The following is a 24,437-nucleotide window of genomic DNA, read 5'->3' as shown; positions in this document are numbered from 1 at the left end:
TCCCTCCCGCGGCCCTTAATCGTTTCCCAACGTCGTTTTTTCGGCGCAATCGGCTGCCAGACAGCCGGATAAAGATGGTGAGTGTGTCCTTGTTCCTTTCGGGTTCAGCCTTCCGGCGCCTGTCCGCCGCTGTCCTCGCCGGAGCCGTCATGGCCGGCGCGGGGTCGGCTGCGCACGCCGATCCGGCGCGAAAGGCCGCGGACTTCACCGTCCGGGTCGACCAGGCCCAAAGGCCCGCTGGCGGCACCTCCCTGACCTGGGACGCCCGCAAGGGACGTTGGGGCATGACCTTCAATGTGGAGTCGCCCCAGACCCGCGAGACGGAATGGACCGACGTCAAGGCCGGCGCCTACTACCGCGTCTCGCCCAGCCTGCGGATCGGCGGCGCTGTTTCCATGGGTGACCAGGCGGCCCAGCCCGAGGCCTGGCGCAAGGCGGCCCCCCAGCAGCCCGCCCCGCGGGTCCGCCTCGAGACCGCCTTCAAGTTCTGACGCCGCCGCGGGTTTTCGCCGCGTCACGGTCCGTTGATCCCTTTTCCATCGGTCCCTGTTCCGTCGACCCAAGGCCGACCCCGGCCAGGCCTGCGGCCCCTGTCAGGCGCAGGCGCGCGGCCGTGCGGTCATTGACCCCGCCCAGGGCGTAGACCGGCGACGACGCCCGCCGGACGTGCTGGGCGAAGCGAAGGGCCCCCATCGGGACTCCGGCCGAGGCCGAGGCCGAGGGAAAGACCGCCGAGAGCACAAAGGCGTCGACCCCCGGCCGCCGGGCGGCGCGGGTCGAATGGGCCGCCGCGGTCACGATCCAGCCAGGCCGGCGCAGGCGAGGGGCCATTCCGGCGAGGCGCTCGGGCAGGTGCAGTCCCGCCGCGCCGGAACGCGCGGCCAGCCCCGCCTCGGCGCCCACCAGGAAGACCAGGCCGCGCCGGCGGGCGATGGCCGCCAGCGCCCTGGCTGTCCGAAGCCGGCCTGGCGCCCCGAAGGCGCGGTAGACGAGGCCCGTCCCCCGCGGCAGGCGCAGGGCCAGGGCGATGGGGTCCGGGGTGCGGTCGGGGTCCGTGAACACCAGAAGGGGCGGCGGCGCCCTCTTCCCCCGGGGCCTCTGGCGACCTAGGAAGGCCGCAGTCCGCCTGACCGTCCAGAAACCGGAAATGTCCGCCTCTCCCCCGCTCGACGCCATCCTATCCCGAATCGCCGCCGCCGCGCAGGCCGCAGGCCGCAGTCCGTCGGAGGTTGTCCTGACCGCCGTCTCCAAGCAGCAGCCCTGGGAGGCGGTCGCCCCTGTCGTCGCCGCCGGGCAGAGGGTCTTCGGAGAAAACCGCGTCCAGGAGGCCCTGTCCCGGTGGGAGGGTCGCCGCGAGGGCCTCGAGCTGCGCCTCATCGGCCCCCTCCAGACCAACAAGGTCCGGGACGCCGTGGCCCTCTTCGACGTCATCGAGACCCTGGACCGGGACCGGCTGGCCGTCGCCCTCGCCGACGCCGCGGGCCGGGCGGGCAGCCTCCCCCGCCTCTATGTCCAGGTCAACACCGGGGAAGAGCCCCAGAAGGCCGGGATTGGGCCCCTGGAGGCGGACGCCTTCCTCAAGAGGGTCCGCGGCGAGCTGGGGCTGCAAGTTGAGGGTCTCATGTGCATCCCGCCTGCCGACGAGCCCCCCGGCCCGCATTTTGCGCTCCTCGCGAAGATCGCGGCCCGGAACGGCCTTGAGAAGCTCTCCATGGGCATGAGCGGGGACTTCGAGACGGCCATCGCCTTTGGCGCCACGAGCGTTCGGGTGGGTTCGGCCCTGTTCGGCGACCGGGCCCCGCCTGCGACCTAGAGGGGGGTCGCCGGCAGGATGGCCAGGGCGTCCCCGGGCCGGGCCCGCGCCAGAAGGTCCAGCATGTCCTCGCGGCTCACCGCCACGCAGCCGGCGGTGGCTGAGCGGTCCGGTTGGACCAGGTGCAGGAAGATGGCCGACCCCATGGGGCTGACCGGCGGGTCGTCGTTGTGGCCCAGGATGACGACCAGGTCATAGACCCGGTCCTCGCGCCACATCTGCTCGGCGCTGGCGGGATAGGGCAGGCGGACCGGCCGGTTGTAGGCGGGATCGCCCGGGGCGTCGCACCACCCGTCGTCAGGCTTCAGGGCGACGACGGGCAGGCCGGTGGCCGGCGGGGCCTCCCGGTCGGGCCTGTAGAGCACCCGTCGCAGCGGCCAGACCCCCAGGGGTGAGGCGCCGTCTCCCTCCCGCTTGTCGGCCGCCGGCAGTACGCCTGACCTTCCCAGGACACAGGCCGCCTCGCGTCCGGCGATGTCGATGCGTCCATCTGATGTGGCCGTGAAGATCATGGTCCCTCCGCACCCCTCGCATCTGAACCCTTGGCGGAGGCGGCCATCAGGGTGCATGTTCCGGCCCATGGCTCAACCCAAGACCCTGCTCCTCGTCGACGACAATGACGACCTGCGCACAGAACTCGCCGAGCTGCTAGCGGCCGGGGGCGAGTTCGCCGTGGTCCAGGCCGCAGACGGCGCCTCTGGCGTGAAGGCGGCGCTGGAGTCGCGGCCGGACCTGGTCCTCCTGGACGTCGACCTGCCCGACACCAACGGACGCGAGGTCTGCCGGGAGCTGAGGGCGCGCCAGATCGCCTGCCCGGTCATCATGCTGACCGCCGCCGACACCGAAGCGGAAATGGTGGGAGGGCTGGACGCCGGCGCCAACGATTACGTGACCAAGCCGTTCCGGCTGGCGGTCCTCCAGGCCCGGATCCGCGCCCAGCTCCGCAGCCACGAGCAGTCTGAGGGCGCCGTGTTCCGTCTCGGCCCCTACGAGTTCCGGCCCTCGGCGAAGGTCCTGGTGGACGGCTCCGGCCGCAAGGTTCGCCTGACCGAGAAGGAAACCAACATCCTGAAGTACCTCTACCGGGCTGGTGAAAAGCCCGTACCGAGGGATGAACTCCTGGCGGAAGTGTGGGGCTACAACGCCGGCGTCACCACCCACACCCTTGAGACCCACGTCTACCGGCTGCGCCAGAAGATCGAGAGCGATCCCGCGGGGGGCCGCCTGATCCTGACTGAGGGCGGCGGCTATCGGCTGGCGCCCTAGAGCCTGAAGTCGGCGCTGACCGGGGCGTGGTCGCTGGGCCGGTCCCACGCGCGCACATCGTCATGGACACGGGCCTCGGCGCCGCCGTCGAGGGCGGCCTTCCGGAGCCCGGGCGAGATCCAGATGTGGTCAAGGCGAAGGCCCCGGTTCGAAGCCCTGAAGTCGGCCGCCCGGTAACTCCACCAGGAGAACAGCTTCTGCGGGTCCGGGATGGCGGCCCGCACCAGGTCGGTGAATCCCCCCGCTGCGCGAAGGGCCTCCATGGCCTCGAGCTCCACCGGGGTGTGGCTGACCACCTTCAGCATCTGGCGATGGCTCCAGACGTCAAACTCGCCGGGGGCCACATTGAGGTCGCCGGTGATCACCAGGGCCGAAGTCGGGTCCCGCCGCGCCGCCTCCGCGGTCAGGCGGCCCAGGAAGTCCAGCTTGTGGGCGAACTTGGGATTGGCCTCGGGGTCGGGAACGTCGCCGCCTGCCGGAATGTAGAAGTTCTGCACCTCGATCCCCGCCACGCGCGCGCCCACCGCGCGGGCGTGGCCTTCCCGGCAAACCTCCAGGTCGGGCGCGTCCTCCAGGGGCAGGCGCGAGAGGATGGCGACGCCGTGCGAGCCCTTCTGGCCACGGATCCGCATATGCGGATAGCCCGCCGCCTCGAACTCCGCAGCGGGGAACTCGCCGTCCCGGCACTTGATCTCCTGCAGGCAGAGGACATCGGGCGCCTGGTCCAACAGGAACCGCGTGACCTGCCCGGCCCGCAGGCGGACGGAATTCACGTTCCAGGTGGCGAGCCTCAGGCGCATGTCCGGTCTCCGGGCGGCCGGAAAAGAAACGCCCGGAGGCGCAGGCCGTCCGGGCGTAGTTATCTCTCTCGCGCGTCCACCGGAAGGGGATGTGATCCGGGGGTCGCAGGCCCAGCGCAGCCGGACCTCTGAGTGGCATGAAGGTCACTCCTGACGGATTTGTCAAGCAAGAGCAGTTTTCGAGTTGCCTGTCTCTTCAATGTCACATCTTCCCCCGACCCGGCGCCTTGGGTCGAGGGTCCTCGAGGACGAAGAGGCTGGAGGGCAGTCCGCTGACCGCCCTGAACCCCTCCAGTTGGACCCGGGTAGAGCGGCCCTGGGCGTCCGTGACCGTCCATCCCGAGAGGGCCATGGGCGCTTCGGTGAAGGCCAGGGCGATCTGGCCGTCGGCGGGACGGCGGGCGTCGCGGGCGATCACCTCGAAGCCGTTGGCGGTGCGACGCACGGCCGTGACCCGCGCGTCGCCGTCCAGGCGGATCCGTCGCGACAGGAAAAGGGACAGGGGTGTCGCCGAGAGCGGATAGCGCTCGAAGGTCTTGAGCCGGGGGTCGGCCACCGAGACCGTGGCGCCATCGGCCACCACCAGCAGGGAAGAGGGCGGGGCGTAAGCGAAGCGCGCCTTGCCAGGCCGTCGGATGAAGACCTCGCCGCGGCTGGTGCGTCCGCGGGGATCGGTCTGGACGAAGCCACCCCGGGCCTCTCCCAGGTCCTCCAGCCAGGCTGCGGCGCGCGCCGCGAGCGCCCGCTCCGCCTCGCCCAGGGTCGGGGCGGCTGCACTGGCGGGCAGGGCAACGACGGCGGTCAGGCCCGCCAGGGCGGTTCGGCGTGTCGGCATGGAGATCCTCCGGCCGCCGACATGGTCCCGGCGGGCGCCGCGGTCAATGCCCGGTGAATGCGGCGGCCACAGGGCGTTCAGGACTGCGGGGGCCTACCGACCCCTAGGGCGGCGGCGGGGCCAGGATTTCCCGCTTGCCTGCGTGGTTGGCGGGGCTGACCACACCCTCCCGCTCCATGCGCTCAATCAGCGAGGCGGCCCGATTGTAGCCGATCTGGAGCCGGCGCTGGACGTAGGAGGTCGACGCCTTTCCATCCCGGGTGACCACGGCGACTGCGCGGTCATAGAGGTCGTCACCCGAGCCGCCTTCGCCGCCACCGAAGTCGCCCTCGCCGTCCTCGTCGTCTCCGCCGGCGGTGACCTCCTCGAGGTACTGGGGCTGGCCCTGGTCGCGCAGGAAGCGGGCGACGGCCTCGACCTCTCCGTCCGAGACGAAGGGGCCGTGCAGGCGGGTGATCCGGCCGCCGCCGGCCATGTAGAGCATGTCGCCCTGGCCCAGCAGCTGCTCGGCGCCCTGCTCGCCCAGGATGGTGCGGGAATCGATCCGCGACGTGACCTGGAAGGAAATCCGGGTCGGGAAGTTGGCCTTGATGGTGCCGGTGATGACGTCGACGGAAGGCCGCTGGGTCGCCATGACCAGGTGGATGCCCGCCGCCCGCGCCATCTGCGCCAGCCTCTGGACGGCGCCCTCGACGTCCTTGCCGGCCACCATCATCAGGTCTGCGACCTCGTCGATGACCACGACGAGGTAGGGCATGGGGCGCGGGTCGATCCGCTCGCTCTCGTAAACGGGCCGGCCCTGGTCGTCGAAGCCGGTCTGGACCGTCCGCTCGAAATGCTCCCCCTTGGCCGCAGCCTCCCGGGCCCGCTCGTTGTAGGAGGCCACGTTCCGAACGCCGATCTTGGACATCAGGCGGTAGCGGTCCTCCATCTCCCGGACGGTCCACTTCAGGGCGACGATGGCCTTCTTCGGGTCGGTGACCACCGGCGCGAGAAGGTGCGGAATGCCGTCGTAGACGCTCAGCTCGAGCATCTTGGGGTCGATCATGATGAACCGGCAGGCCTCGGGCGGCAGGCGGTAGAGGATCGACAGGATCATGGCGTTCACGCCCACCGACTTGCCCGAGCCGGTGGTGCCGGCGATCAGCAGGTGGGGCATCTTGGCCAGGTCGGCGATGTAGGGCTCGCCGCCGATGTTCTCGCCCAGGGCCATGGGCAGGGCGTGGCCGGTCTTCTCGTACTCGGGGCTCGAGAGGAGGTCGCGGAGATAGACCGTCTCGCGTCGGGCGTTGGGCAGCTCGATGCCGATGGCGTTGCGCCCGGGGACCACGGCCACGCGGCAGGCCGCCACCGACATGGACCTTGCGATGTCGTCCGCCAGGGCCACCACGCGGGCCGACTTCACCCCCGGCGCCGGGACGAGCTCGTACAGGGTGACGACCGGGCCGGGACGGATCTGGTCGATCTGGCCGCGCACGCCGAACTCGGCCAGCACGCCCTCAAGCAGCTGGGCGTTCTGGCGCAGGGCCGCCTCGTCGAACTGGGCCGCGCGCGGGCCCGAACGGGCGAGCATGGACAGCTCAGGCAGGATGAAGCCGTCCTCCCGGACGAAGTCCAGGACGCCCTGGGCCTCGCGGGTCTCTCGGCCGGACTCCCGGGAGCTCTTGGGCGGGCGGATGGCGACCGGGGCCCCCGCATCCCCGGCCTCGGTTCGCGCCGGAGCGGGCTCTAGGTCCTCGTCTTCAGGCGCAGCGGCGCGGACGGGCGCCGCCGCCGACCGCCGGGCCCGGGGGGGCTTCGGCGCAGTGACCGGTTCGGGGTCAGTCTGGAAGGGAGAGCGCACGGCGGCGGTGAGGCTGCGGTTGCGGAGCCAGGCGGTGATCCCGGCCGCCATCCCCGCCAGGTCCAGCCGCGGCAGGGCGAGGGCGTAGACCATGCCCCAGATCCCCAGGCCCCCCAGCAGGACGGCCGTAAGCCCCCGGCCGAAAGGCACGTTGAACTCGGCGAGGGCGCCGCCGCCCAGGTTCAGGAGGCCGTCCCCCGCCAGGCCGCCCAGTCCCCGGGCAAGAGGCCAGGCGGCGGGCGTCGGCGCCCAGGCGAGAAGGGCGGCCAGGCCGATCATGCCGACGCTTCCGGCCAGGGCCCTCAGGCGCAGGGTGGTGCGGCCGGCTTCCGGCGGCGGCCCGGCCAGGCGCGAGATGCCGAGGACCAGAAGGAGCAGGGCCGAGAAGGCGCCGGCAAGTCCCAGGCCCTGGAAGAGGAGGTCCGCGAGGGTCGCTCCCGTCGGCCCCAGCAGGTTTCGCGGCGAGACGGCCGTGGAGGCGTTCAGGCTGGGGTCCGCGACGTTCCACGTCGCCAGGGCGACGGCCAGGCCAACCCCCGCTGCCGCGGCCAGGGCGCCCCGCGCCCGCGCCGCGAGGGTGTGAGCCCAGACCGCACCGGCGATCTCGAGCCCCCTGTCCAGTCCCCGTTTCCGCGCTGCGCGCGCCATGCTGGTTCGCCTCATTCCAGATCCGGCCCCAGTCTGCCGGGAAGAGGGTTAAGAGGCGTTTACTTCGCGGCGGCAGGCCTGCGCCTCTCCCGTTTGCAACCCCGCAGAAACGCTCTAGGAGTGGTCGAATGTGGTCCATGCCCCGCAATCTCAGGAAGATCGCGATCATCGTGATCGCCCTGATGGCCCTGGCCGGCTTCATCTCCGGCGTCCTGGGCGCGCGCGACATCGCCTACCTGCCCGGGGAGGCGCCCTCCGCGCCTTCCTCCCCCTCGACCCCCGCTGTCGCGGCTCCGGACGTCACGCCCCTGCCGACCGATCTTCCCCCGCCGCCCGAGCCCGAGCCGGAGGAAGAGAAGAAGCCCGAGCCTGAAACTCCCAAGCCCGAGGACAAGCCGAAGCCGGCGACCGAGACGCCCACCCCGGCGCCGTCCGCCAAGACCCCGGCGGGCCAGGACGCTGTGGGCGACCTGATCCAGGGCGCGGACGCGGCCTCGACCCAGCCTCCGCCCTACTGATCTTCCCCCAGGTCCAGGGCGTCGCCCCAGGACAGGCGGCGCGCCCGGGCGAATACGGCGCGATCCCGCCGCGGGACCTCTGTATCCTCGATCCTTCCATCTGGCCGGCAGAGCCTCAGCCGGACCCCCGTCTTGCCTGACCGGGGCGGCGCTATGACCCTCTCGAAGGCGGCCGTCGGCGCGGCCCCCACCGGGCGCTCGGCGGCGATCCAGAAGAACTTCTCGTCCTCGAACGGGGCCTCGCCGCCCTTGGCCCGACGGTGGTCCCGGCTGCGGGGGAGGCGCTGGGAGAAGTGGCACCAGTCGGTCGCGGGCAGGGCGCATTCGCCGGCGTGGGGGCAGGGCCCGACGAGCCGGGCTCCGGCCTCCCCCAGCATCCTGCGCACCTCCAGGCCGCGCCTCCAGCCATCGGGTGTCCCTGGCTCGATCACCAGGATCAGGCCCTTCGTCGCGTCCCAGAGCCGGCGCACCACCCCGCCCAGTTTCTCGGGCGCCACTTCGGTCAGGGCGTAGGCGGCCAGGACCAGGTCCGCCGCAGGCGGGGTAAGGGCCGGGTCCGTCAGGTCTCCCCGAAGGCCCTGCGCCCCGGACAGGGCGGGCGGCCCGGCCGCGGCCAGGGACGCGGCCAGGCCCAGGAAGGCGGGGCTGTGGTCGAGGCGGGTGCAGGTCTTCAGGGAGGGCAGGGCATCCAGCGCCGCCCAGCTTCCCCCCCCGGGCCCGGCGCCGGCGTCGAGCAGGCTCTCCGGCGCAAGGCCAGGCCGAAGGCGGGTGACTTCCACCAGGGCCCGGAGCGTGGCGGCGTAGGTCGCCGGCGTCCGGGTAAGGGCGTAGGCCAGGGCGTCGCCGCCGTCCTTCACCAGGACCGACGAGGTCCGCTTCCCCCGATAGCCCGCGGACAGGGCGCCCGCCCTCTGGGCGAGGGGGCCCCGGGCCTGGCCCTCCAGGGCCTGGTCGATCGCCGCCCTCAGGGCCGCCGGGAGGGCCGGGTCCAATCCGGCCTCAGCCCTGTCGGTTCTTCACGAGGTCGTCGACTACGGCGGGGTCCGCCAGGGTCGTCGTGTCGCCCAGGTTCGACAGGTCGTTCTCGGCGATCTTGCGCAGGATGCGGCGCATGATCTTGCCCGAGCGGGTCTTGGGCAGGCCGGGGGCGAACTGGACGATGTCGGGCGCCGCAAAGGCCCCGATCTCGCGCCGGACCCAGCCCTTCAGGTCGGCCTGCAGGACGTCGGTGGGCGTCACATCGGCGTTCAGGGTCACGAAGCAGTAGACCCCCTGGCCCTTGACGTCGTGCGGGTAGCCGACCACTGCGGCCTCGGCCACGTCGGGGTGGGCGACCAGGGCGCTCTCGATCTCCGCCGTGCCCAGCCGGTGCCCCGAGACGTTCAGCACGTCATCCACCCGGCCGGTGATCCAGTAGTAGCCGTCCTCGTCCCGGCGGCAGCCGTCGCCGGTGAAGTACTTGCCGGGATAGGTGGAGAAGTAGGTGTCGATGAACCTCTGGTGGTCGCCATAGACCGTCCGCATCTGGCCGGGCCAGGAGTCGGTGATGCAGAGGTTGCCGCTGACCGCGCCGTCCAGGACCTGGCCCTCGGCGTCGACGATCTGGAACTTCACGCCGGGCAGGGGCCGGGCGCAGGACCCCGGCTTCAGGTCCGTGGCGCCGGGCAGGGGGGAGGCCAGGCAGGCGCCTGTCTCGGTCTGCCAGTAGGTGTCGACGATGGGGCAGCGGCCCTCGCCCACCACCCGGTGGTACCAGAGCCAGGCCTCGGGGTTGATGGGCTCGCCCACCGTGCCGATGAGGCGCAGCGAGGCCCGGGAAGTGGACTTCACCGGCCCCTCGCCGTCGCGCATCAGGGCGCGGATGGCCGTAGGGGCCGTGTAAAAGATCTCGACCTTGTGCTTGTCCACCACCTGCCAGAACCGGGAATTGTCCGGCCAGCTGGGCACGCCCTCGAAGATCAGGCTGGTGGCCCCGTTCGCCAGCGGCCCGTAGACCACGTAGGAGTGCCCGGTCACCCAGCCCACGTCGGCCGTGCACCAGAACACCTCGCCGGGGCGATAGTCGAAGACCAGCTGGTGGGTGTGGGAGGCCCAGACCAGGTAGCCGCCCGTGGTGTGCAGGACGCCCTTGGGCTTTCCCGTGGAGCCGGAGGTGTAGAGGATGAAGAGAGGATCCTCGGCGTTCATGGGTTCCGGATCGCACTGGTCGGATACGGTTCCCTTGACGTCGGAATAGAAGACGTCCCGGCCAGGGCTCATCGGCACGTCGGCCCGGGTGCGCCGGATGACGATCACGTCGGAGACCTGCGGGCAGTCCTTCAGGGCCTCGTCGACATTGCGCTTCAGGGGGATGACCTTGCCGCCCCGCAGGCCTTCGTCGGCAGTGATGACGATCCGGCTGTCGCAGTCCTGGATCCGTCCGGCGATGCTGTCCGGCGAGAACCCGCCGAAGATCACCGAATGCACCGCGCCGATCCGGGCGCAGGCCAGCATGGCCACCGCCGCCTGGGGGATCATGGGCAGGTAGATCGTGACGCGGTCGCCCTTTTTGACGCCCTTCGCCTTGAGGACGTTGGCCATCCGGCAGACCTCGGCGAGGAGTTGGCGATAGGTCAGGGTTGTCCCGTTCTCGCCATCGTCCGGCTCCCAGATGATCGCCACCTGGTCGCCGCGTTCGGCGATGTGACGGTCCAGGCAGTTGACCGAGACGTTCAGGACCCCGTCCTCGTACCAGCGGACATGGAAGTCCTCGCGGTTAAAGGACACGTCCTTGGTCCGGGTGGGCTTGCGGATCCAGTCGAGGCGGCCGGCCAGCTCCATCCAGTAGGCGTCGGGGTCGGTCTCGACCCGCGCGACCGCGGCGGCGTAGCCCTCAGCCGTCATCAGGGCCTTCTTCGCCCAGGCCTCGGGAACCGGGAAAACTTCACCTTCGCTCACGCCATGCCTCCCTCGCGGTCATCGCCTGAAAGCTAGTAGTGCGGCGGCGCGGCGGGGGGAAGCGGGGGCGGCGGATTTTCAGTCGGCTTGCGCCCGCCGCCCGGGCCGCTAGCCTCGGATGGCGTTCCCCCGGAGATCCCCATGCTGCTGCACCTGTCGACCTGGCCCGAGATCGAGGCCGCCCTCGCCCGCTCCAACGCCATCGTCGTGCCTATCGGCTCAAACGAGCAGCACGGACCCACCGGGCTTTTGGGTACCGACTGGCTCTGCCCCGAGATCATCGCCCATGAGGCCCAGAAGGGCGCCGACCTCCTGGTCGCGCCCACCTTCAACATCGGCATGGCCCAGCATCACCTGGGATTCCCCGGCACCATCTCCCTGAGGCCCAGCACCTTCATCGCCGCCATCGGCGACTGGTGCCGCAGCCTGGCCCTCCACGGCTTCACGCGGATCTATTTCCTGAACGGACACGGCGGGAACGTCGCCACCATCGAGGCGGCCTTCTCGGAACTCTACGCCGAGGCGAGCTTTGCGAAGCGCCCCAGGGGCTTTTCCCTGAAGCTGCGCAATTGGTGGGACCTGCCCGGGGTCAACGCCCTGGCCAACCGGCAGTTCCCCACCGGCCATGGCAGCCACGCCACCCCGTCCGAGATCGCCGTCACCCAGTGGGCCTATCCGGACGCCATCAAGCGCGCAGACTACGCCCCGCCCATCGCCCCCACCGGTCCGATCCGCGAGGCGGCGGACTTCCGCGCCCGCTATCCGGACGGCCGGATGGGTTCGGACCCGGCCCAGGCTACGCCGGAAAAGGGCGGGGAGCTGGTGAAGCTGGCCGCCGAGGGCCTGGTGAAGGAGGTCGCCGCCTTCGCCGCCGAGGTCTCGCCGGCGGGCTGAGGCCTCAGGCCGTCTCGACCCACCCGTTGCGCACCGCGACGGGCCAGGGCGTCAGGGACTCGCCGGCGCAGGGGCCTGCCGTGCAGACGCCGTCACCCAGCCGAAAGACCGCGCCATGGGCGGCACAGAGAATCCGGTCCCCCGTCCGCGTCAGGTAGAGGTCGTCCATCACCGCCAGGGGCCAGCCATTGTGGGGGCAGGAGTCGATCCAGCCCCTCACCTCGGCGCCCTCGCGCACCAGGAAGGCGGCGAACAGGGCTTCGCCGGCCCGGAAGCGGAAGCCTCGGGCGCCAGGGTCGCGCAGTTCGCTGACCGCGCAGAGCCGCGTCCCGGCGGGTGGGGCCGCCGGATTGTCCGCCTCCGGACGACGCATCAGAGAGCGCCGATGCTCGCCTTGAACGCCGTCACCTGCACCGAGGCGAACAGGCCGGCCTTCTGGTAGGGGTCGCCAAGGTTGAAGCCCCGGGCCTCCTCCAGGCTGTCGGCCTCTAGGATCAGCAGGGACCCCGCCATGTTCCCGGCCTCGTCCAGCAGGGGGCCGGCCACCTTCAGCCGGTCGGCGAAGCCCCGGGAGTAGGCGAGGTGAGCCTCGCGGTTCGCCAGCCTCAGTTCGAGGCTATCGGGCTTGTCGTTGCAGAAGAGGACGTAGAGGCCCATGGGCGTTTCCTTTCGGCGGTTCAGCGTTCGGACTTGAGGGGACGGGACAACAGGCCGGTGATCGCCGCCTCGACCCCGACTTCTCCGGCCAGGATGGCGGCGACCGCCTCGCAGATGGGCGCCTCGACCCCGATGCGGGCGGCGAGCTCCCGGACGGCGGGGGCGGAGGCGACGCCCTCGGCCACCGAGACCTTGCCGGCGAGGGCGTCCGCCAGGGACCGGCCCTGGCCAAGGGCGAGACCGACGCTCATGTTCCGGGACTGGGGCGAAGAGCAGGTCAGGACCAGGTCTCCCAGGCCGCACAGCCCCGCCACCGTCTCGGCGCGTCCGCCCAGGGCGACGGCCATCCGGGTCAGCTCGGCGAAGCCCCGGGTGATGAGGGCGGCGTGGGCGGACCGTCTCAGGCCCCGGCCCTCCGAGACGCCGCAGGCGATGGCCAGGACGTTCTTCACCGCACCCCCCACTTCGGCCCCGACCACGTCGGTGGCGGCGTAGGGCCGGAAGGCAGGGCCGGCCACGGCGCGGGCCAGGGCGGCGCCCAGGGCCTCGTCCGGACAGGCCAGGGTGACGGCGGTGGGCAGGCCCCGCGCCACCTCGGCGGCGAAGGAGGGTCCGGACAGCACGGCGGGCCGCGCATCCGGCAGGGTTTCGGACAGGACCTCGGTCATCAGCTTCAGCGACCCCTGCTCGATGCCCTTGGCGCAGAGGACCATCGGGGCGCCGGGCGCCAGCACCGGGGCGAAGGCCCGCAGGCTGGAGCGCAGGTGCTGGGCCGGGGTCACATTCAGGTAGAGGTCCCGGCCTGAGAGGGCCTCGGGGGAGGACACCGCCCGGATTCCCGGGTCGAGGGCGGCTCCGGGCAGGAAGGTCCGGTTCTCGTGGAGGGTGTTGATGTCGTCAGCGACCTCGGTCTCGCGGGCGTAGACGGTCACGTCCAGCCCCGCCCGGGCGCAGACCAGGGCCAGGGCCGTGCCCCAGGCGCCGGCGCCGATGACGCCCACAGACCTGAAGGTCTCGCTCATGCCTTGGCTCCCTTGCGGCCGGGGGTGTGGGTCGGCCGGGCGGCGGCGGCGGCCGGGTCGAGGGGCCAGCGTGGGCGCGCCTCGGCGGAGAGGGGGTCGGTGAGGCCGAGGGCCAGCCGCTCGGCGCCGGCCAGGGCGATCATGGCGGCGTTGTCCGTGCAGTAGGCCAGGGGCGGGGCGTCAAAGCTCCAGCCCAGCTCCGCCGCCAGGTCCTGCAGGGCCCGGCGCACGGCGCCATTGGCCGCCACCCCGCCGGCCACCACGAAGCGGCGTCCGCCCGGCGGCAGGTCGGCGGCGCAGGCCAGCATGGCCCGACGCGTCCGTTCGGCCAGCTGCCGGGCGATGGCGGCCTGCACCGCGGCGGCGAGGTCGGCTCGCCGCGCCTCCGGCGTCTCCGCCGCCAGCCGCGCCGCCGCAGTCTTGAGGCCCGAGAAGGAAAAGTCACAGCCCGGCCGGCCCAGCAGGGCCCGGGGCAGGTCGAAGCCCTCCGGGCTCCCGCCGGCGGCCAGCCGCTCCAGGGCCGGTCCGCCGGGATAGGGCAGGCCCATGGACTTGGCGATCTTGTCGAAGGCCTCGCCCGCTGCATCGTCGATGGTCGAGCCCAGGCGCGTGCAGGCGCCGATCCCGTCCACCCGCAGGAGCTGGCAGTGCCCCCCCGACACCAGGAGCAGCAGGAAGGGGTATTCGATCCGGGCGGCGAGGCGGGCCGAGACGGCGTGGCCCTCCAGGTGGTTCACCGCCACCAGGGGCAGGCCGCGCGCCAGGGCCACGGCCTTGCCGAAGGACAGGCCCACCATGACCCCGCCGATCAGGCCCGGCCCCGCCGTGGCGGCGACCCCGGACAGGCCTTCCCAGCCGGTCCCGGCCCGGTCCATGGCCTCGGCGACGACGGCGTCGATGGTCTCCACATGCGCCCGGGCGGCGATCTCGGGGACCACGCCGCCAAAGGGGGCGTGTCGCTCGGTCTGCAGGCCGACCACGGAGGACAGGACGGTGACGATCCCGTCGCCGGACAGGCGCACCACCGCCGCGGCGGTCTCGTCGCAGCTTGTCTCGACGCCAAGGACGGTCAGGTCGGTCATGGGGACGGGGGTCCGGGTTGCGGCTCCGGCGCGGCTCCTGTAGGGCCGGTCGGGTAAGTCCCAGCCGAGGTAGCCGTCCCGTCGTGCCTGCGCAACAGCCTGTCCGGATCGGGGCCCGCGGCTCCAAGCTCTCCCTCGCCCAGGCGGGCCAGATGCAGAGGCGGATCGCGGCCGCCCTCGGCGCGCCGCCCGAGGAGGCCGATCGCGTCGCCCCCCTGGTGGTGATCACCACCTCCGGCGACCGGATCCAGGACCGCCGCCTGCTCGAGGTCGGCGGCAAGGGCCTCTTCACCAAGGAGATCGAGGAGGCCCTCCTCGACGGCCGCATCGACTGCGCCATCCACTCCCTGAAGGACATGCCCGTCATGGCCCCCGAGGGCCTGGTGCTGGCCGCGATTCCCGAGCGTGAGGACCCCCGCGACGCCTTCATCAGCCTCACCGCCGACCGGTTGGAGGACCTGCCCCAGGGCGCCCGCCTGGGCACGGCCTCGCTTCGCCGGCAGGCCCAGTGCCTGAACCTGCGGCCGGACCTCGAGGTGCGCATGCTGCGCGGCAATGTCGACACCCGGCTCGAGAAGCTCCGCGCGGGCGAGGCCGACGCCATCCTCCTGGCGGCCTCCGGGCTGAACCGGCTGGGCCTCTCCGACCTCCCGAAGAGCTTCATCGACCCGCACCTGTCGCCGCCGGCGCCGGGCCAGGGCGCCCTGGCCATCCAGACCCGCGAGGCCGACCGGGACGTGTCCTGGCTGGCGGCCCTGCGCCATGCGCCCACCGCCCTGGCCGTCTCCGCCGAGCGGGGCGCGATGGCGGCCCTGGAGGGCAGCTGCCGCACCGCCATCGGCGCCTACGCCTTCGCAGACGGGGACGACCTGCTCCTGGTGGTCGAAGCCCTGTCCCCCGACGGGGTCCACCGTTTCCGGGGGGAAGGCCGCGTGGCCGCCGCCGCCGGGGCTACGGCCGCCGCGGCCCTCGGCCTCGACCTGGGCCGCCGGATCCAGGCGCAAGGCGGCGACCTGATCCTCCTGCCGGATTGATTCCCCGGCGCAGGGGCGCATTCTCGCCGCCGCCATGACCCCGCGAAACGCCAGAGAGCCCGCACCCGCCGTCTGGATCACCCGGGCCGATCCCGGCGCGTCGGAAACGGCCGCCCGCGCGGCGGCGCTCGGGTTCCTGCCCCGGGTCCTGCCCCTCCTCGAGACCGTCGACCTGCCGGTCGATCCCGGCCTGCTGGCCGGAGACGGGCCCCTGGCCTTCACCTCCGCCAACGGCGTGCGCGCCTTCGTCCGCCTCAGCCCGCGCCGGTCCGGCCGGGTCTATGTGGTGGGCGCGGCCACGGCGGCCGCCGCTCGGGCGGCGGGATTCCCGGACGTTATCGAGGGTGCGGGGGATGTCGAGGCCCTGGCCGGCCGCATCCTGGCCGATCCCCCTGTGGGCGAGGTTCTTCACGCCTCGGCCCGGGAGCCCGCCGGCGACCTCGTCGGGCGCCTCGCCTCCGCCGGGCGACCCGCCCGGATCGTCGCCCTCTACGCCGCCCGCGACACCTGCCCCGCCGCGCCGGACCTCGAGGCCGCCCTCGCCTCGCCCTTCATCCTGGTGCATTCCCCCCGCGCTGGCCGCCGCCTCGCCGGGCTGCTGGCGGGCGCTTCAGCGCGCCCTTTCGTCATGGGCCTGTCCCGGGCCTGCCTAGCGCCCTTGGAGGGACTGGACCTGGCCGGCCTCGCCGCCCCGGACTCGCCCCTCGAAACCGACCTCCTGAATCTGCTAGCCTCACGCCGATGACCGTCGACACCCCGCCTCCGCCGTCCCGGCCCGCCGCCCGCACCCCGTCTCTCGCCGGACGGCTGGTCTGGGCCCTGATCGCCTTCGCCGCGGTGGCGACGATCGCCATCACCGCCTTCCTGAAGTTCGGCCCCGGCCTTCCTCCGCCCCTGGACTTCGCCGCCGTCTCCCAGCCCGCCCAGCCCGCCCAACCCGCGCCTGCGACTGCAGCCCTCGTACCCGCGCCGTCGCCGCTCTCGGTGGATGCGCCGGTCGCCGCAGGCGTCTCCGCCGGGCCTGGCGAACTCGCCCGCCTCGAGGCGCGGCTGGACGACCTCGAGGCCGGCCAATCCCGGACGGCCGCCTCCGCTCGCTCCGCCCTGGCCGCCGCCGCCCTGCTGTCGGCGACCCAGACCTCCCGGCCCTTCACCGCCGAACTGGCCGAAGTCCAGGCGGTCGCCCCCACCGACCTCGACCTCTCCGGCTTCGCCGCCCTGGCCGCAACGGGCGCCCCCAGCCGTACGGCCCTGGCCCTGGAGTTCCCGGACTTCGCCGCCCGGGCCGCCGCGGCCGCCCGCCAGCCCGGGGAGACCGCCGCCCTGGGCGAGCGGCTCCTGTTCGCCCTGTCCCGGGTCATTGTCGTCCGCCCTGTGGGCCGCCTCGCAGGAGGCGCCCCCGAGGCCCGGCTCGCCCGGGCGGAAGTCGAGCTGTCGGAAGGCGACCTCGACGCCGCCCTTTCCAGCCTCGCGGGCCTGCCGCCGGCCGCCCAGGAGGCCCTGAGGCCCTGGTGGGACCGGGCTCAGACCCGCGCCCGCCTTGACCGGCAGGCCGCCGCCCTGGGCGAGCGCGCCCTCCGCGACCTGGCCCGCCTGGAGGAGACCGCCCCATGATCCGCTCGGCCGTCTTCCTGATCCTCGCCGCCCTGGCGGCCGCCTTCGCCCTGTCCCTCGCCGGCGAATCCGGACGGGCCAGCATCGTCTGGCTGGGTTGGCGGACGGACACCACCGCCACGACCCTGCTGATCCTGGTCCTCCTGGTCTCCTTCCTGGCCTTCTCGGCCTGGCGCCTGGTCCTGTGGGTCGCCGAGACGCCTCGCCGCGCCGCCGCAGCCCGGGCCGAGTCCCGCCGGCGACAGGAGATCGAGGCCCTGACCCGGGGCTTCACCGCCGTGGCGGCGGGCGACGGCGCCGAGGCCCGGCGGCTGGCCGCCAAGGCCGCCGACCTCAGCGCCGAGGCGCCGGCCCTGGCTCGGCTCCTGTCCGCCCGAGCGGCGGAGACCGCCGAGGACCCGGCCGCCGCCGAGGCCGCCTGGACCGCCATGCTGGCCTTTCCCGACCTCAGGCTGGCTGCGCGCCGTGGGCTCACGACCCTGGCTCTGACCCGGGGCGACCGGGCCAGCGCCGTCCAGCACGCCGAGGCCGCCTTCGCCCTGGCGCGCACGGCCCGCTGGGCCTGGCGCGTCCTCCTGGAGGCCCGCCTGGAGGCGGGGGACTGGGAGGCCGCCCGCGACCTCCTCAAGACCGGACAGGACCGGCGCATCGTCAGCCCTGAGGTCGCCGAGCGTGGTCGCGCCGCCCTGCTGGCCGCCTCCGCCGCCCAGCTGGACCTGACCGGCGACGTCCGCGCCCGCAGCCGCGCCGCCGACTACGCCCTGGAGGCCGCCCGCCTCCAGCCCGGCTTCGCCCCGGGCGTCGTCATGGCCGCCCGCCTCCTCTCCGGCCAGGGCAAGGCTGGACGCGCCGCCCAGGTGATCGAGAACGCCTGGAAGGTCGCGCCCCATCCGGCCCTCTGGCTGGCCCTGCGCGACCTGAAGACCCAGGAGACGCCGAGGGAGCGCGCAGGCCGGCTGGCGACCCTCGCCGCCCTCAACCCGGGCGCCCGGGAGTCGCGCATTCTGACGGTCGAGGCGGCCCTGACCGGCGGCGACGCCGCCCGGGCGGTCGAGCTCGCCCGCGGCCTGGAGGCCGAGCCCCTGACCGCCCGGATCGCCGGTCTCATGGCCCGCGCCGCCTTCGCCGCCGGCCGGCCCGATGAGGCCCGGGTCTGGCGGGGTCGGGGGATCGCCGCGCCGGGTGAGCCGGACTGGTCGGACCTGGACCCCGAGGGCCGCGCCTTCGCCTACCAGCCCGCCGACTGGGCGCGTCTGGCCGTCAGCTTCGCGGAGACGGGCGAGCTCATCCATCCCCGCCACGAACGGCGCGAGCCCGGCCTTTCGGACCTGCCGGACCTGCCCATGTCCTATGCCGAGCAGGACTTCACGGGCCTCGAGGCGCCGGCGCCCTTCCCCATCGGCGAGGGCCTGCAGGGCGAGGAGGACGACGAGCCCGACCTGATCCCGCCGCCCGCCGCCCCTCCCCCTGCGCGTCGCCGCTTGGCGAGACCGCCGCGAGACGCTAAGTAGGCCCCGTCCGCGGGCCCCGCGCCCGACAGGCCCTTGGGCCGCCTTAGCTCAGCCGGTAGAGCGGCGCATTCGTAATGCGTAGGTCAGGTGTTCGAGTCACCTAGGCGGCACCATTGCTTCCAGCAGGGAATCCAAGGCGATAGGGCGAAGGCGCGTTAGCTTAGCCCCACCTGGGTTCGGGCTGGGTATGCCTCCAGACTGGAGGGGAATCTGACCGCATAGAGAGAAGTTGGCCTCGCTGGCGGAGCAACGTTCTGACGAGGTCGATGTCGGCGCAAGGGATACCGGTGGGATTGAGGAGGCGATCCGCGCCAAGAAGCCCCACCCTGATTTGTTCTCAAAGCTTACAGCTGCGGACATTAAGAAGGAAGGCGGTGTCAACGTCTTTCAGTAGGATTGACCCCAGTTTCTACTCGCCCACAAAGGAGTTTAACCTTTGACAGGACACCGTCCCGGGTGGCTATCTTATGGCTCTAGCTGCTAGCCCGAAGAGTTGTTCCTGCCCCTCCCCCAAGGTCAGCCGATTTCGTTTCCCCACGCGCCCGACCTAATGGCCTGTTTGGGCGAAGCGGGATGGGCGACCGCATTTGTTGGCGGGAGCGAGCGAGAGATCGTCAACGCTCTAAAGGCATTGGGCAATCAGATGGGCAGAATAGTCCAGGGGCGTGGTGGTTCCGAAATTGAAACGATTGCGCCTACCACTCGTGAAGGTGCGTATCAGAGGTCTCTCAGCGCATATCATGGTCTCGAGCCACTACCTATTCATGTCGAGCTCAGCCACCGGATGAGCCCATGCCGCTATGTGGCCTTTGGGTGCTTGGACGCAGGTATTCCATCGGTCGCCACGACCATTCTAGATCGTCTCAAGCTAAACTTTTCGAGGCGCGAGCAGGCCCTACTGCGCCATGCCGTCGTGCTCGTTCGGTCCGGTCGTCGCTCGTTCTACTCATCAATTCTGCCGGCCGACGGACGTTTCTTAAGGTTCGATGCTAATTGCATGGAGGCCATCGATTCATATGGTCGTGCAGCAATCCAGGTTGTCCAGGATCACATCGCGCGCTCTTTACCCGTCCAGCATCACTGGCGTGCCGGTGAGCTTCTATTGCTCGACAACTGGCGGGTGCTTCATGGGCGAGCGTCGGCGGAAGGCAGCGTAGGACGCCGGATTTCAAGGATCCTGATCGATGCCTGATGATGTCTTCATCGCAATCAACAGTGACGCGCTATATGCGAAGTCCAAGGTTTACATGAGCCGAGCGATGACGCGTAAGGCTGCTGCCGACCTCGAAGAGTATCAACTCTGGGCGTCGCTAGCGCTCGAACTGCTGGGAAAGGCGGCCCTGTCCCGCCAGCATCCTTGTCTTGTCGTCGACCCACAGCACTCGGAATCGCTCTTCGTGGCTGCTGGTATTAATAGTACAACAGACGTAAAGACGATCTCGGCCAAGACGCTGTTCGAGCGCCTTACCCGCTTGATTCCGCGCTTCGATGGAATTCAGCGTACATTCTGTATATCTATGGCAGAGCGCCGGAATGCTGAGCTACACTCTGCCGACCTGCCGTTTAAGACTATGCATCTGGATGCATGGGAGGAAAGATACTGGCGTTCATGCGACACGATACTTCTGCACATTGAAGCGTCGTTAGAGGACTGGATCGGCGCAGCGGATGCCCGAGCGCCGCGAAGATTACTTATGGAAGCTCGGGCGGCCAGGAGCGCCGCGATCAAATTGCGCATCGAGGCGCATCGGAAAGCCTTTCGGGACCTCAAGAAGGCTGAGCGGGAACGGCGACACGCCGAATCGGCCTTGGTTGAACCCTACAGGCAGGCAAGCCTGTTCCCCGACTTGCACGATAAAGTCTGGGCAGAAACGTGTCCTGCGTGTGGATGTCGCGCCTTCGTTGCTGGTGGACAGACAGGGGAGGACATTGCCGAAGAGGTTGGCGAGGATGGGGTCTGGGAGATTGTTAACCAGGAGTTCGTTGCCGAGGAATTCAAATGTTCAGCATGCGAACTCAGCCTTATCGGCAGTGAAGAGTTACATTCGGCCGAGATCGATCACACCCACTTTGAAAAGCAGGAGCGGGAGATGGAGTACGAGCCAGAATACGGAAACGATTAAAATGCCCCACATGGCAGGAATTTTCCAGCATGGCGGCAATGCCGCCATTAGCGGACCGATCTGAGCCGTGACGGCTCCCGACCCAGATTATGCTACCTCTCGGCACGTGGGCGCCTGCTTTGAGTTCGAAAATGAGGGGCTAACGGACTATGGCCTCGGAACTCCCGTAAACACCACCAAGTCCCCATCCCGCCAGTCAGGGAACTGCCTGGCCGCCGCATCAGCCAGGCTTTCCCCCTAATAGCTCAGATCGGTCGGATAACTCAGGGGCAGGTGAGGCGATAGCTGGGAGGAAGAACGATCAGACCTCCAAACGCTGCAGTGAGGCTTCCTCACGTGGACGGGTGCATCTCTCCTATAATGGTCTCGACGATGCGACGACGTGAGCGGGCGCGCCGATTAAGTTGTTCGAATTCCCCCGACCGTTCCAACCATTCAAGAAAGCGTTGGACTGCGTTTCGGGTGCTGCCGGGGTCCGTGCAACCTGAAAGTAGGCAAATTTGTACCATGTGGCTGCGATCAGCCGCGTAAACACCGAATGTTCCAGGTACAATCGTCACGTCAGTTGCTCCAAGCAGCGCGAGTGCCTGAAGTTCAGTTACGCCTTTTGGGCATCCCACCAAGTGGACAGGGCCAGCGTCTGACTGTTCCCAACTTTTGGCGGCGCTCAGGTTATGGTCGTTCAGAAATGGTCGACCGACCGCTTCTCGACCTGCTGCCTCGCCCAGCGACCGTGGTGCGCCATGGCAGGAAAACAGGACGCGAGTGTCGCGGATAGTCCGGAGGGCCACCAAGCCTCGCGCCGCCTCCAGCGTCTCACAGCCGGCGGTCTCGGCGATCTCACTCGCGATTGCGGCTTGGATAGCACTCGAGCGGTCAAAGAATGTCATGCGTGACCAGTTGAGCGCCTGACCTAGGTTCGGGCCGCTCTTCCGATATTGTCTAACGCCTTCATGCAAAGCTCCCAAGACCATTTGATGGACTAGGGAGTGGATTTTCGCCCGAATTTCAGGCCAGTCGCTCTGGGGTTGAGTCTCAAACCACTGAGAGCTGTTAAGCGCGTCCAAGAAATTCCTCCCCGCGACGTCGCCGGCTTTGAGCGTCGCCTTGGGCAGTCGGACGACTTGAACCTTTCCAGGAGAATTATTGAACGCGGCATCAAACTCAGCTTGGCAGATTCCGAGCTTGCTGCCCTTCAACTTCCACCCCGCGTGTCCGTCGTACAGGCAGATGAATAGGTCGCAGGCCTTGGCCTCCGCAAGACATTGGTCCCACGCCGTTTGCCCGCCCGCGCCATGTTCACGTTCGTTAATCCAGACTTTCAGCAGCGGCCTGTCCAAAAACAACGCCGCTTCAAGATCGGCCTTCAATGTTTCGCGCGCGGCGCGGAGCTTCATCAGCCCGCCGTTCCCATCAGGAATTTCGAAGTTATCCGATCGACTCGAGATCATGACCTTGAGTTCACGATGCGCCATTTGGCCTCACAACAGATTCACCCCCTCAAGGGCAGTCAAACACAAATGCAGCTATGCTGCCTCTCCGCAACTCGCAGCGTCCATAAGGCATCGATCATGCAAATGACATACAGCCCCCAAACATGTGGCCGGCTCGGCAGCGGCGCTCCCCCCTCAGCGCTTCATCGGCCCTCCAAATCCAGGAACTCCTCGAGCAGCTTCGATGGATTGCGGCCTAGCACTTCCGTCACCTGAGAGAACTCAATCACGTCAACTCGACGCTCGCCTCGCTCAACTTCGATGCGAAGCTCTAATGGCGACGCAGACAGGTGGCGACCCCAACCTGCATACCACTGGCAGCCTTCCGATCTGCGACAAGGAAATGAACAAAATTCTGATGTCGGGGTGTGAAGACTGACGACGGCGATGAGCACCCCTATGAGGTGAGCCGCTTCCTTTAGGTCCTATCATGGGAACCCCCGAGCATTTTATTATTGTTGGGGATAGAATATTCACCGGAAATTCCCCCGAAACGTTACGGGTTTTTCAAAATTAAATAGGGCGGATTTAAGGGACTATTGCGTCCGGATATGCGACAACAATCATCAATCTTAAAAGTACGAGGAGACAATCATTGGAAAACACAATCAGACTCACGCTCGTTTCAGGTATATCAGCAGCGGCGATGCTCTTCGGGGCTGGCTATTTTACCGGCTACAAGACGGCCCCCAGGGAAATCCTGGACACCAACGTCAAAAGCGCCGGCTTCCTGAGCAGAGAAACCACCCGCGTCCTATCAGCGACGGTCGAGAGCCTTCGCTCCGAGAACCAGCTCGTCGTCTATCGATTTTCGGGTGAGGTCCGGGTCTCGATCGAGAAGACTGCGCTCGCAGGCCTGCTGAACGGCCAGCAGGACCTCTATGTGCCCGCTACCGTCGTCTACTACCTGGATATGAAGGACCTCAATGAGGAGGATGTGACATACGACGAGCGCTCCAAGCTCGTGCTGGTCAAGCTTCCCGCCCTGAAGCTCGACGATGTCGCCTTTCAGCCGGAGCGTTCCCGCCAGATCAACAATGGGCTCATGACCCTCAGCGCCGAAGTCGTCAGTGAGCTCGAGCGGAAGAACTATAGCCAAGCGCGCAATGCGTTCATCAAGATGGCTCAGCAGCCCAGCATCATGGAAAACGCCAGACAGCAGGCCGAGATGAACGTTAAGTCCTACTTCGAGGTTCCGCTTCGCGTCGTTGGCAACCCCGACGTGAAGGTCAGAGCCTACTTCCCTGGCTAGCCTGGACCCGGTGCTAAAGCGTCTAGGCGCATGTGCATCCTCGGCTCTGCGCTTATTTGGGTATCTTATGTGAAGCGGTAGGCCATCGACCCTTCTAGCCCGTTTTTGCGCGAGTAACCGCTTGCAGCGTTTTGCCTTCGGTCCTCTGCGGCGGACGGTAATGACGCTGCCCAGTTCCGCTTAAAGGCTACGCCGCCGGGGCCTTACCAACCCGGCCGAACCCCAAACGAACCAAGGACCTAACAAACTTCACTGCCGCCCTTGCGGGCAAAAATCTCCGACCGCCCGAGCTCTCGTGACCACGGTCACGGGGGCTTTTTCTTTGTCCTGAAAGGAACCCCAATGCTCTCACTCACCGACCGCGTCGCCGTCACGGCTGCGCTTACCAATCCGAAGCTCGACCCCAATCTGCGCGCCCTGATTGGCCTGCGGGCCTGGCAGATGGACGATGATCGCGCCCGTCCCCTTAGCGAGATCGTCCTGTTTGTCGTCGTTCAGCCGGGTGACTCATCAGAGGTCATCCATGAGGCTGTGGGCTTTCCGATCACCTGGGACCAGGCCCACCAACCCGGCTGGGAATGGATGGAGGACCACGGCTCGTGGTTCGAGCTTGCCTACGCCTTAACCGACGACGTCGGAATGATCGTCTTCGTGGCTGACGATCCCGGCACCAACTTCACGCTACGGTTCAACTGCCTCGGCGTCGCCAACCGGCCGGATCCATAATAGAACAAACAAGGAACCGCTCGGCAACCGACCACGCTCCAATCCGGCAGCCAAGCGCCCGTGTGATCAACCTCACACGGGTCGCCTTGCCGTTGAGGGGGTATGCAATCTGAACCCCGGCTACCTGTAGGCGGGCGAACGATCGAGCGGACCATAAGCCTAGGGCGCGCTAGCAAGCTCGCGTGGATTATAGATGATAAAGCCGCTTAGCGTTGGGCCGGTCGTAAAGCGCCTTCAGCTTGTTTTTCCCAAGGGGCCGAACCAGAGCGCCGTCCGGTAGTTCAGACGGAGATTGCCTACCAAAGAGGCTGAAACATTGGGAGGCCGTTTTTCTAACGTTATCGATCGATAATGTCGTAATCAGAGCCC

25 protein-coding genes and 1 tRNA gene are annotated in these 24,437 nt (G+C 69.2%); 14 read left to right on the top strand and 12 right to left on the bottom strand.

The features are described from left to right. Window positions 1-74: 74 nt before the first annotated feature. Window positions 75-491 carry an NtrZ family periplasmic regulatory protein gene (locus tag HYN04_RS12805; RefSeq protein WP_110451121.1) on the top strand — a complete coding sequence of 139 codons (417 nt, stop codon included), beginning with the start codon at window positions 75-77 and terminating at the stop codon, window positions 489-491. Here HYN04_RS12805 and HYN04_RS12800 read toward each other — a convergent pair. Continuing rightward, window positions 481-1,062, bottom strand: coding sequence for a thiamine phosphate synthase (locus HYN04_RS12800; protein WP_241962631.1), 582 nt, complete (start codon window positions 1,060-1,062; stop codon window positions 481-483). The two genes, HYN04_RS12805 and HYN04_RS12800, sit on opposite strands and share 11 nt — an antisense overlap. 85 nt (window positions 1,063-1,147) lie before the next feature. Between HYN04_RS12800 and HYN04_RS12795 the strand changes: the two genes are divergently transcribed. Beyond that, entirely contained in the window at window positions 1,148-1,813 is a 666-nt protein-coding gene (locus HYN04_RS12795) for a YggS family pyridoxal phosphate-dependent enzyme (protein WP_110451119.1), read from the top strand. Here the strand turns inward: HYN04_RS12795 and HYN04_RS12790 are convergent. After that, window positions 1,810-2,325: a L,D-transpeptidase family protein gene (locus HYN04_RS12790; protein WP_110451118.1), complete on the bottom strand. Its 516-nt coding sequence runs from the start codon at window positions 2,323-2,325 to the stop codon at window positions 1,810-1,812. The genes HYN04_RS12795 and HYN04_RS12790 overlap by 4 nt on opposite strands. Before the next feature lie 67 nt (window positions 2,326-2,392). Between HYN04_RS12790 and HYN04_RS12785 the strand changes: the two genes are divergently transcribed. Next, window positions 2,393-3,079 carry a response regulator transcription factor gene (locus HYN04_RS12785; RefSeq protein ID WP_110451433.1) on the top strand — a complete coding sequence of 229 codons (687 nt, stop codon included), beginning with the start codon at window positions 2,393-2,395 and terminating at the stop codon, window positions 3,077-3,079. On the opposite strand, the gene HYN04_RS12780 is transcribed toward HYN04_RS12785, so the two are convergent. The 3 genes from HYN04_RS12780 to HYN04_RS12770 form a co-directional block, all read right to left on the bottom strand. Further along, window positions 3,076-3,879, bottom strand: coding sequence for an exodeoxyribonuclease III (locus tag HYN04_RS12780; protein WP_110451117.1), 804 nt, complete (start codon window positions 3,877-3,879; stop codon window positions 3,076-3,078). The genes HYN04_RS12785 and HYN04_RS12780 overlap by 4 nt on opposite strands. A 202-nt stretch (window positions 3,880-4,081) precedes the next feature. Beyond that, window positions 4,082-4,714, bottom strand: coding sequence for a LolA family protein (locus HYN04_RS12775; protein ID WP_110451116.1), 633 nt, complete (start codon window positions 4,712-4,714; stop codon window positions 4,082-4,084). A gap of 103 nt (window positions 4,715-4,817) precedes the next feature. Beyond that, window positions 4,818-7,205, bottom strand: a complete 2,388-nt coding sequence (locus HYN04_RS12770) for an FtsK/SpoIIIE family DNA translocase (RefSeq protein WP_110451115.1) — start codon at window positions 7,203-7,205, stop codon at window positions 4,818-4,820. Between the two features lie 128 nt (window positions 7,206-7,333). On the opposite strand from HYN04_RS12770, the gene HYN04_RS12765 reads away from it, so the two are divergent. After that, window positions 7,334-7,723, top strand: a complete 390-nt coding sequence (locus HYN04_RS12765) for a hypothetical protein (RefSeq protein WP_110451114.1) — start codon at window positions 7,334-7,336, stop codon at window positions 7,721-7,723. Here HYN04_RS12765 and HYN04_RS12760 read toward each other — a convergent pair. Both HYN04_RS12760 and acs read right to left on the bottom strand, forming a co-directional pair. Beyond that, window positions 7,717-8,715 (bottom strand): small ribosomal subunit Rsm22 family protein, encoded by a 999-nt coding sequence (locus tag HYN04_RS12760; protein ID WP_110451113.1) that lies wholly within the window; start codon window positions 8,713-8,715, stop codon window positions 7,717-7,719. The genes HYN04_RS12765 and HYN04_RS12760 overlap by 7 nt on opposite strands. 7 nt (window positions 8,716-8,722) lie before the next feature. Beyond that, window positions 8,723-10,606 carry an acetate--CoA ligase gene (gene acs, locus HYN04_RS12755; RefSeq protein WP_241962730.1) on the bottom strand — a complete coding sequence of 628 codons (1,884 nt, stop codon included), beginning with the start codon at window positions 10,604-10,606 and terminating at the stop codon, window positions 8,723-8,725. 195 nt (window positions 10,607-10,801) lie between these two features. Between acs and HYN04_RS12750 the strand changes: the two genes are divergently transcribed. After that, window positions 10,802-11,554, top strand: a complete 753-nt coding sequence (locus tag HYN04_RS12750) for a creatininase family protein (RefSeq protein WP_110451111.1) — start codon at window positions 10,802-10,804, stop codon at window positions 11,552-11,554. A 4-nt stretch (window positions 11,555-11,558) separates the two neighbouring features. Here HYN04_RS12750 and HYN04_RS12745 read toward each other — a convergent pair whose 3' ends face one another. Genes HYN04_RS12745 through tsaD form a run of 4 tightly spaced genes read right to left on the bottom strand, consistent with a single transcriptional unit; the run spans window position 11,559 to window position 14,315 of the window. Continuing rightward, window positions 11,559-11,927: a Rieske (2Fe-2S) protein gene (locus HYN04_RS12745; protein WP_110451110.1), complete on the bottom strand. Its 369-nt coding sequence runs from the start codon at window positions 11,925-11,927 to the stop codon at window positions 11,559-11,561. Continuing rightward, window positions 11,927-12,211, bottom strand: a complete 285-nt coding sequence (locus HYN04_RS12740) for a YciI family protein (protein WP_110451109.1) — start codon at window positions 12,209-12,211, stop codon at window positions 11,927-11,929. Before HYN04_RS12740 ends, HYN04_RS12745 begins: the two co-directional genes overlap by 1 nt. Window positions 12,212-12,231: 20 nt before the next feature. Continuing rightward, on the bottom strand, window positions 12,232-13,233 hold the full coding sequence (locus tag HYN04_RS12735; protein WP_110451108.1) for an NAD(P)H-dependent glycerol-3-phosphate dehydrogenase: 1,002 nt from the start codon (window positions 13,231-13,233) through the stop codon (window positions 12,232-12,234). Next, window positions 13,230-14,315, bottom strand: a complete 1,086-nt coding sequence (gene tsaD, locus HYN04_RS12730) for a tRNA (adenosine(37)-N6)-threonylcarbamoyltransferase complex transferase subunit TsaD (RefSeq protein ID WP_110451107.1) — start codon at window positions 14,313-14,315, stop codon at window positions 13,230-13,232. Before tsaD ends, HYN04_RS12735 begins: the two co-directional genes overlap by 4 nt. A gap of 83 nt (window positions 14,316-14,398) precedes the next feature. Between tsaD and hemC the strand changes: the two genes are divergently transcribed. The 7 genes from hemC (at window position 14,399) to HYN04_RS12695 (ending at window position 20,597) form a co-directional block, all read left to right on the top strand. Then, on the top strand, window positions 14,399-15,349 hold the full coding sequence (gene hemC, locus HYN04_RS12725; protein ID WP_110451106.1) for a hydroxymethylbilane synthase: 951 nt from the start codon (window positions 14,399-14,401) through the stop codon (window positions 15,347-15,349). A 34-nt stretch (window positions 15,350-15,383) separates the two neighbouring features. Further along, window positions 15,384-16,094, top strand: a complete 711-nt coding sequence (locus HYN04_RS12720) for a uroporphyrinogen-III synthase (RefSeq protein ID WP_110451105.1) — start codon at window positions 15,384-15,386, stop codon at window positions 16,092-16,094. Next, window positions 16,091-16,963, top strand: a complete 873-nt coding sequence (locus tag HYN04_RS12715; RefSeq protein ID WP_110451104.1) for a COG4223 family protein — start codon at window positions 16,091-16,093, stop codon at window positions 16,961-16,963. Before HYN04_RS12720 ends, HYN04_RS12715 begins: the two co-directional genes overlap by 4 nt. Then, entirely contained in the window at window positions 16,960-18,474 is a 1,515-nt protein-coding gene (locus HYN04_RS12710; RefSeq protein ID WP_110451103.1) for a heme biosynthesis HemY N-terminal domain-containing protein, read from the top strand. Before HYN04_RS12715 ends, HYN04_RS12710 begins: the two co-directional genes overlap by 4 nt. 37 nt (window positions 18,475-18,511) lie before the next feature. Beyond that, window positions 18,512-18,587, top strand: a tRNA-Thr gene (locus HYN04_RS12705). A gap of 437 nt (window positions 18,588-19,024) precedes the next feature. Then, window positions 19,025-19,666, top strand: coding sequence for a TauD/TfdA family dioxygenase (locus HYN04_RS13840; RefSeq protein ID WP_422385670.1), 642 nt, complete (start codon window positions 19,025-19,027; stop codon window positions 19,664-19,666). Then, window positions 19,659-20,597 carry a hypothetical protein gene (locus tag HYN04_RS12695; RefSeq protein WP_110451101.1) on the top strand — a complete coding sequence of 313 codons (939 nt, stop codon included), beginning with the start codon at window positions 19,659-19,661 and terminating at the stop codon, window positions 20,595-20,597. Before HYN04_RS13840 ends, HYN04_RS12695 begins: the two co-directional genes overlap by 8 nt. 332 nt (window positions 20,598-20,929) lie before the next feature. On the opposite strand, the gene HYN04_RS12690 is transcribed toward HYN04_RS12695, so the two are convergent. Further along, on the bottom strand, window positions 20,930-22,072 hold the full coding sequence (locus HYN04_RS12690; RefSeq protein WP_110451100.1) for a DUF4062 domain-containing protein: 1,143 nt from the start codon (window positions 22,070-22,072) through the stop codon (window positions 20,930-20,932). Window positions 22,073-22,685: 613 nt separating this feature from the next. On the opposite strand from HYN04_RS12690, the gene HYN04_RS12685 reads away from it, so the two are divergent. Then, entirely contained in the window at window positions 22,686-23,342 is a 657-nt protein-coding gene (locus HYN04_RS12685; RefSeq protein WP_162599657.1) for a DUF4230 domain-containing protein, read from the top strand. Window positions 23,343-23,684: 342 nt separating this feature from the next. Further along, window positions 23,685-24,068 carry a hypothetical protein gene (locus HYN04_RS12680; RefSeq protein WP_110451098.1) on the top strand — a complete coding sequence of 128 codons (384 nt, stop codon included), beginning with the start codon at window positions 23,685-23,687 and terminating at the stop codon, window positions 24,066-24,068. The last annotated feature ends 369 nt before the right edge of the window (window positions 24,069-24,437 follow it).

Source organism: Phenylobacterium parvum (assembly GCF_003150835.1).
In the GTDB taxonomy this organism is placed as follows: Bacteria; Pseudomonadota; Alphaproteobacteria; order Caulobacterales; family Caulobacteraceae; genus Phenylobacterium; species Phenylobacterium parvum.
The sequence above is the reverse complement of the archived record's forward strand: the minus strand, read 5'-3'. Positions and strand labels throughout refer to the sequence as shown.

Excerpts from the sequence above, each read along its gene's own strand:
- HYN04_RS12770 (WP_110451115.1), bottom strand. The coding sequence starts at position 7,205 with ATGGCGCGCGCAGCGCGGAAACGGGGACTGGACAGGGGGCTCGAGATC.
- HYN04_RS12680 (WP_110451098.1), top strand. The coding sequence starts at position 23,685 with ATGCTCTCACTCACCGACCGCGTCGCCGTCACGGCTGCGCTTACCAAT.
- HYN04_RS12790 (WP_110451118.1), bottom strand. The coding sequence starts at position 2,325 with ATGATCTTCACGGCCACATCAGATGGACGCATCGACATCGCCGGACGC.
- HYN04_RS12805 (WP_110451121.1), top strand. The coding sequence starts at position 75 with ATGGTGAGTGTGTCCTTGTTCCTTTCGGGTTCAGCCTTCCGGCGCCTG.
- HYN04_RS12750 (WP_110451111.1), top strand. The coding sequence starts at position 10,802 with ATGCTGCTGCACCTGTCGACCTGGCCCGAGATCGAGGCCGCCCTCGCC.
- tsaD (WP_110451107.1), bottom strand. The coding sequence starts at position 14,315 with ATGACCGACCTGACCGTCCTTGGCGTCGAGACAAGCTGCGACGAGACC.
- HYN04_RS12795 (WP_110451119.1), top strand. The coding sequence starts at position 1,148 with ATGTCCGCCTCTCCCCCGCTCGACGCCATCCTATCCCGAATCGCCGCC.
- HYN04_RS12765 (WP_110451114.1), top strand. The coding sequence starts at position 7,334 with ATGTGGTCCATGCCCCGCAATCTCAGGAAGATCGCGATCATCGTGATC.
- HYN04_RS12695 (WP_110451101.1), top strand. The coding sequence starts at position 19,659 with ATGCCTGATGATGTCTTCATCGCAATCAACAGTGACGCGCTATATGCG.
- HYN04_RS12775 (WP_110451116.1), bottom strand. The coding sequence starts at position 4,714 with ATGCCGACACGCCGAACCGCCCTGGCGGGCCTGACCGCCGTCGTTGCC.
- HYN04_RS12780 (WP_110451117.1), bottom strand. The coding sequence starts at position 3,879 with ATGCGCCTGAGGCTCGCCACCTGGAACGTGAATTCCGTCCGCCTGCGG.
- HYN04_RS13840 (WP_422385670.1), top strand. The coding sequence starts at position 19,025 with ATGGCCTGTTTGGGCGAAGCGGGATGGGCGACCGCATTTGTTGGCGGG.
- HYN04_RS12785 (WP_110451433.1), top strand. The coding sequence starts at position 2,393 with ATGGCTCAACCCAAGACCCTGCTCCTCGTCGACGACAATGACGACCTG.
- HYN04_RS12740 (WP_110451109.1), bottom strand. The coding sequence starts at position 12,211 with ATGGGCCTCTACGTCCTCTTCTGCAACGACAAGCCCGATAGCCTCGAA.
- acs (WP_241962730.1), bottom strand. The coding sequence starts at position 10,606 with ATGACGGCTGAGGGCTACGCCGCCGCGGTCGCGCGGGTCGAGACCGAC.
- HYN04_RS12715 (WP_110451104.1), top strand. The coding sequence starts at position 16,091 with ATGACCGTCGACACCCCGCCTCCGCCGTCCCGGCCCGCCGCCCGCACC.
- HYN04_RS12690 (WP_110451100.1), bottom strand. The coding sequence starts at position 22,072 with ATGGCGCATCGTGAACTCAAGGTCATGATCTCGAGTCGATCGGATAAC.
- HYN04_RS12745 (WP_110451110.1), bottom strand. The coding sequence starts at position 11,927 with ATGCGTCGTCCGGAGGCGGACAATCCGGCGGCCCCACCCGCCGGGACG.
- HYN04_RS12710 (WP_110451103.1), top strand. The coding sequence starts at position 16,960 with ATGATCCGCTCGGCCGTCTTCCTGATCCTCGCCGCCCTGGCGGCCGCC.
- HYN04_RS12735 (WP_110451108.1), bottom strand. The coding sequence starts at position 13,233 with ATGAGCGAGACCTTCAGGTCTGTGGGCGTCATCGGCGCCGGCGCCTGG.
- HYN04_RS12720 (WP_110451105.1), top strand. The coding sequence starts at position 15,384 with ATGACCCCGCGAAACGCCAGAGAGCCCGCACCCGCCGTCTGGATCACC.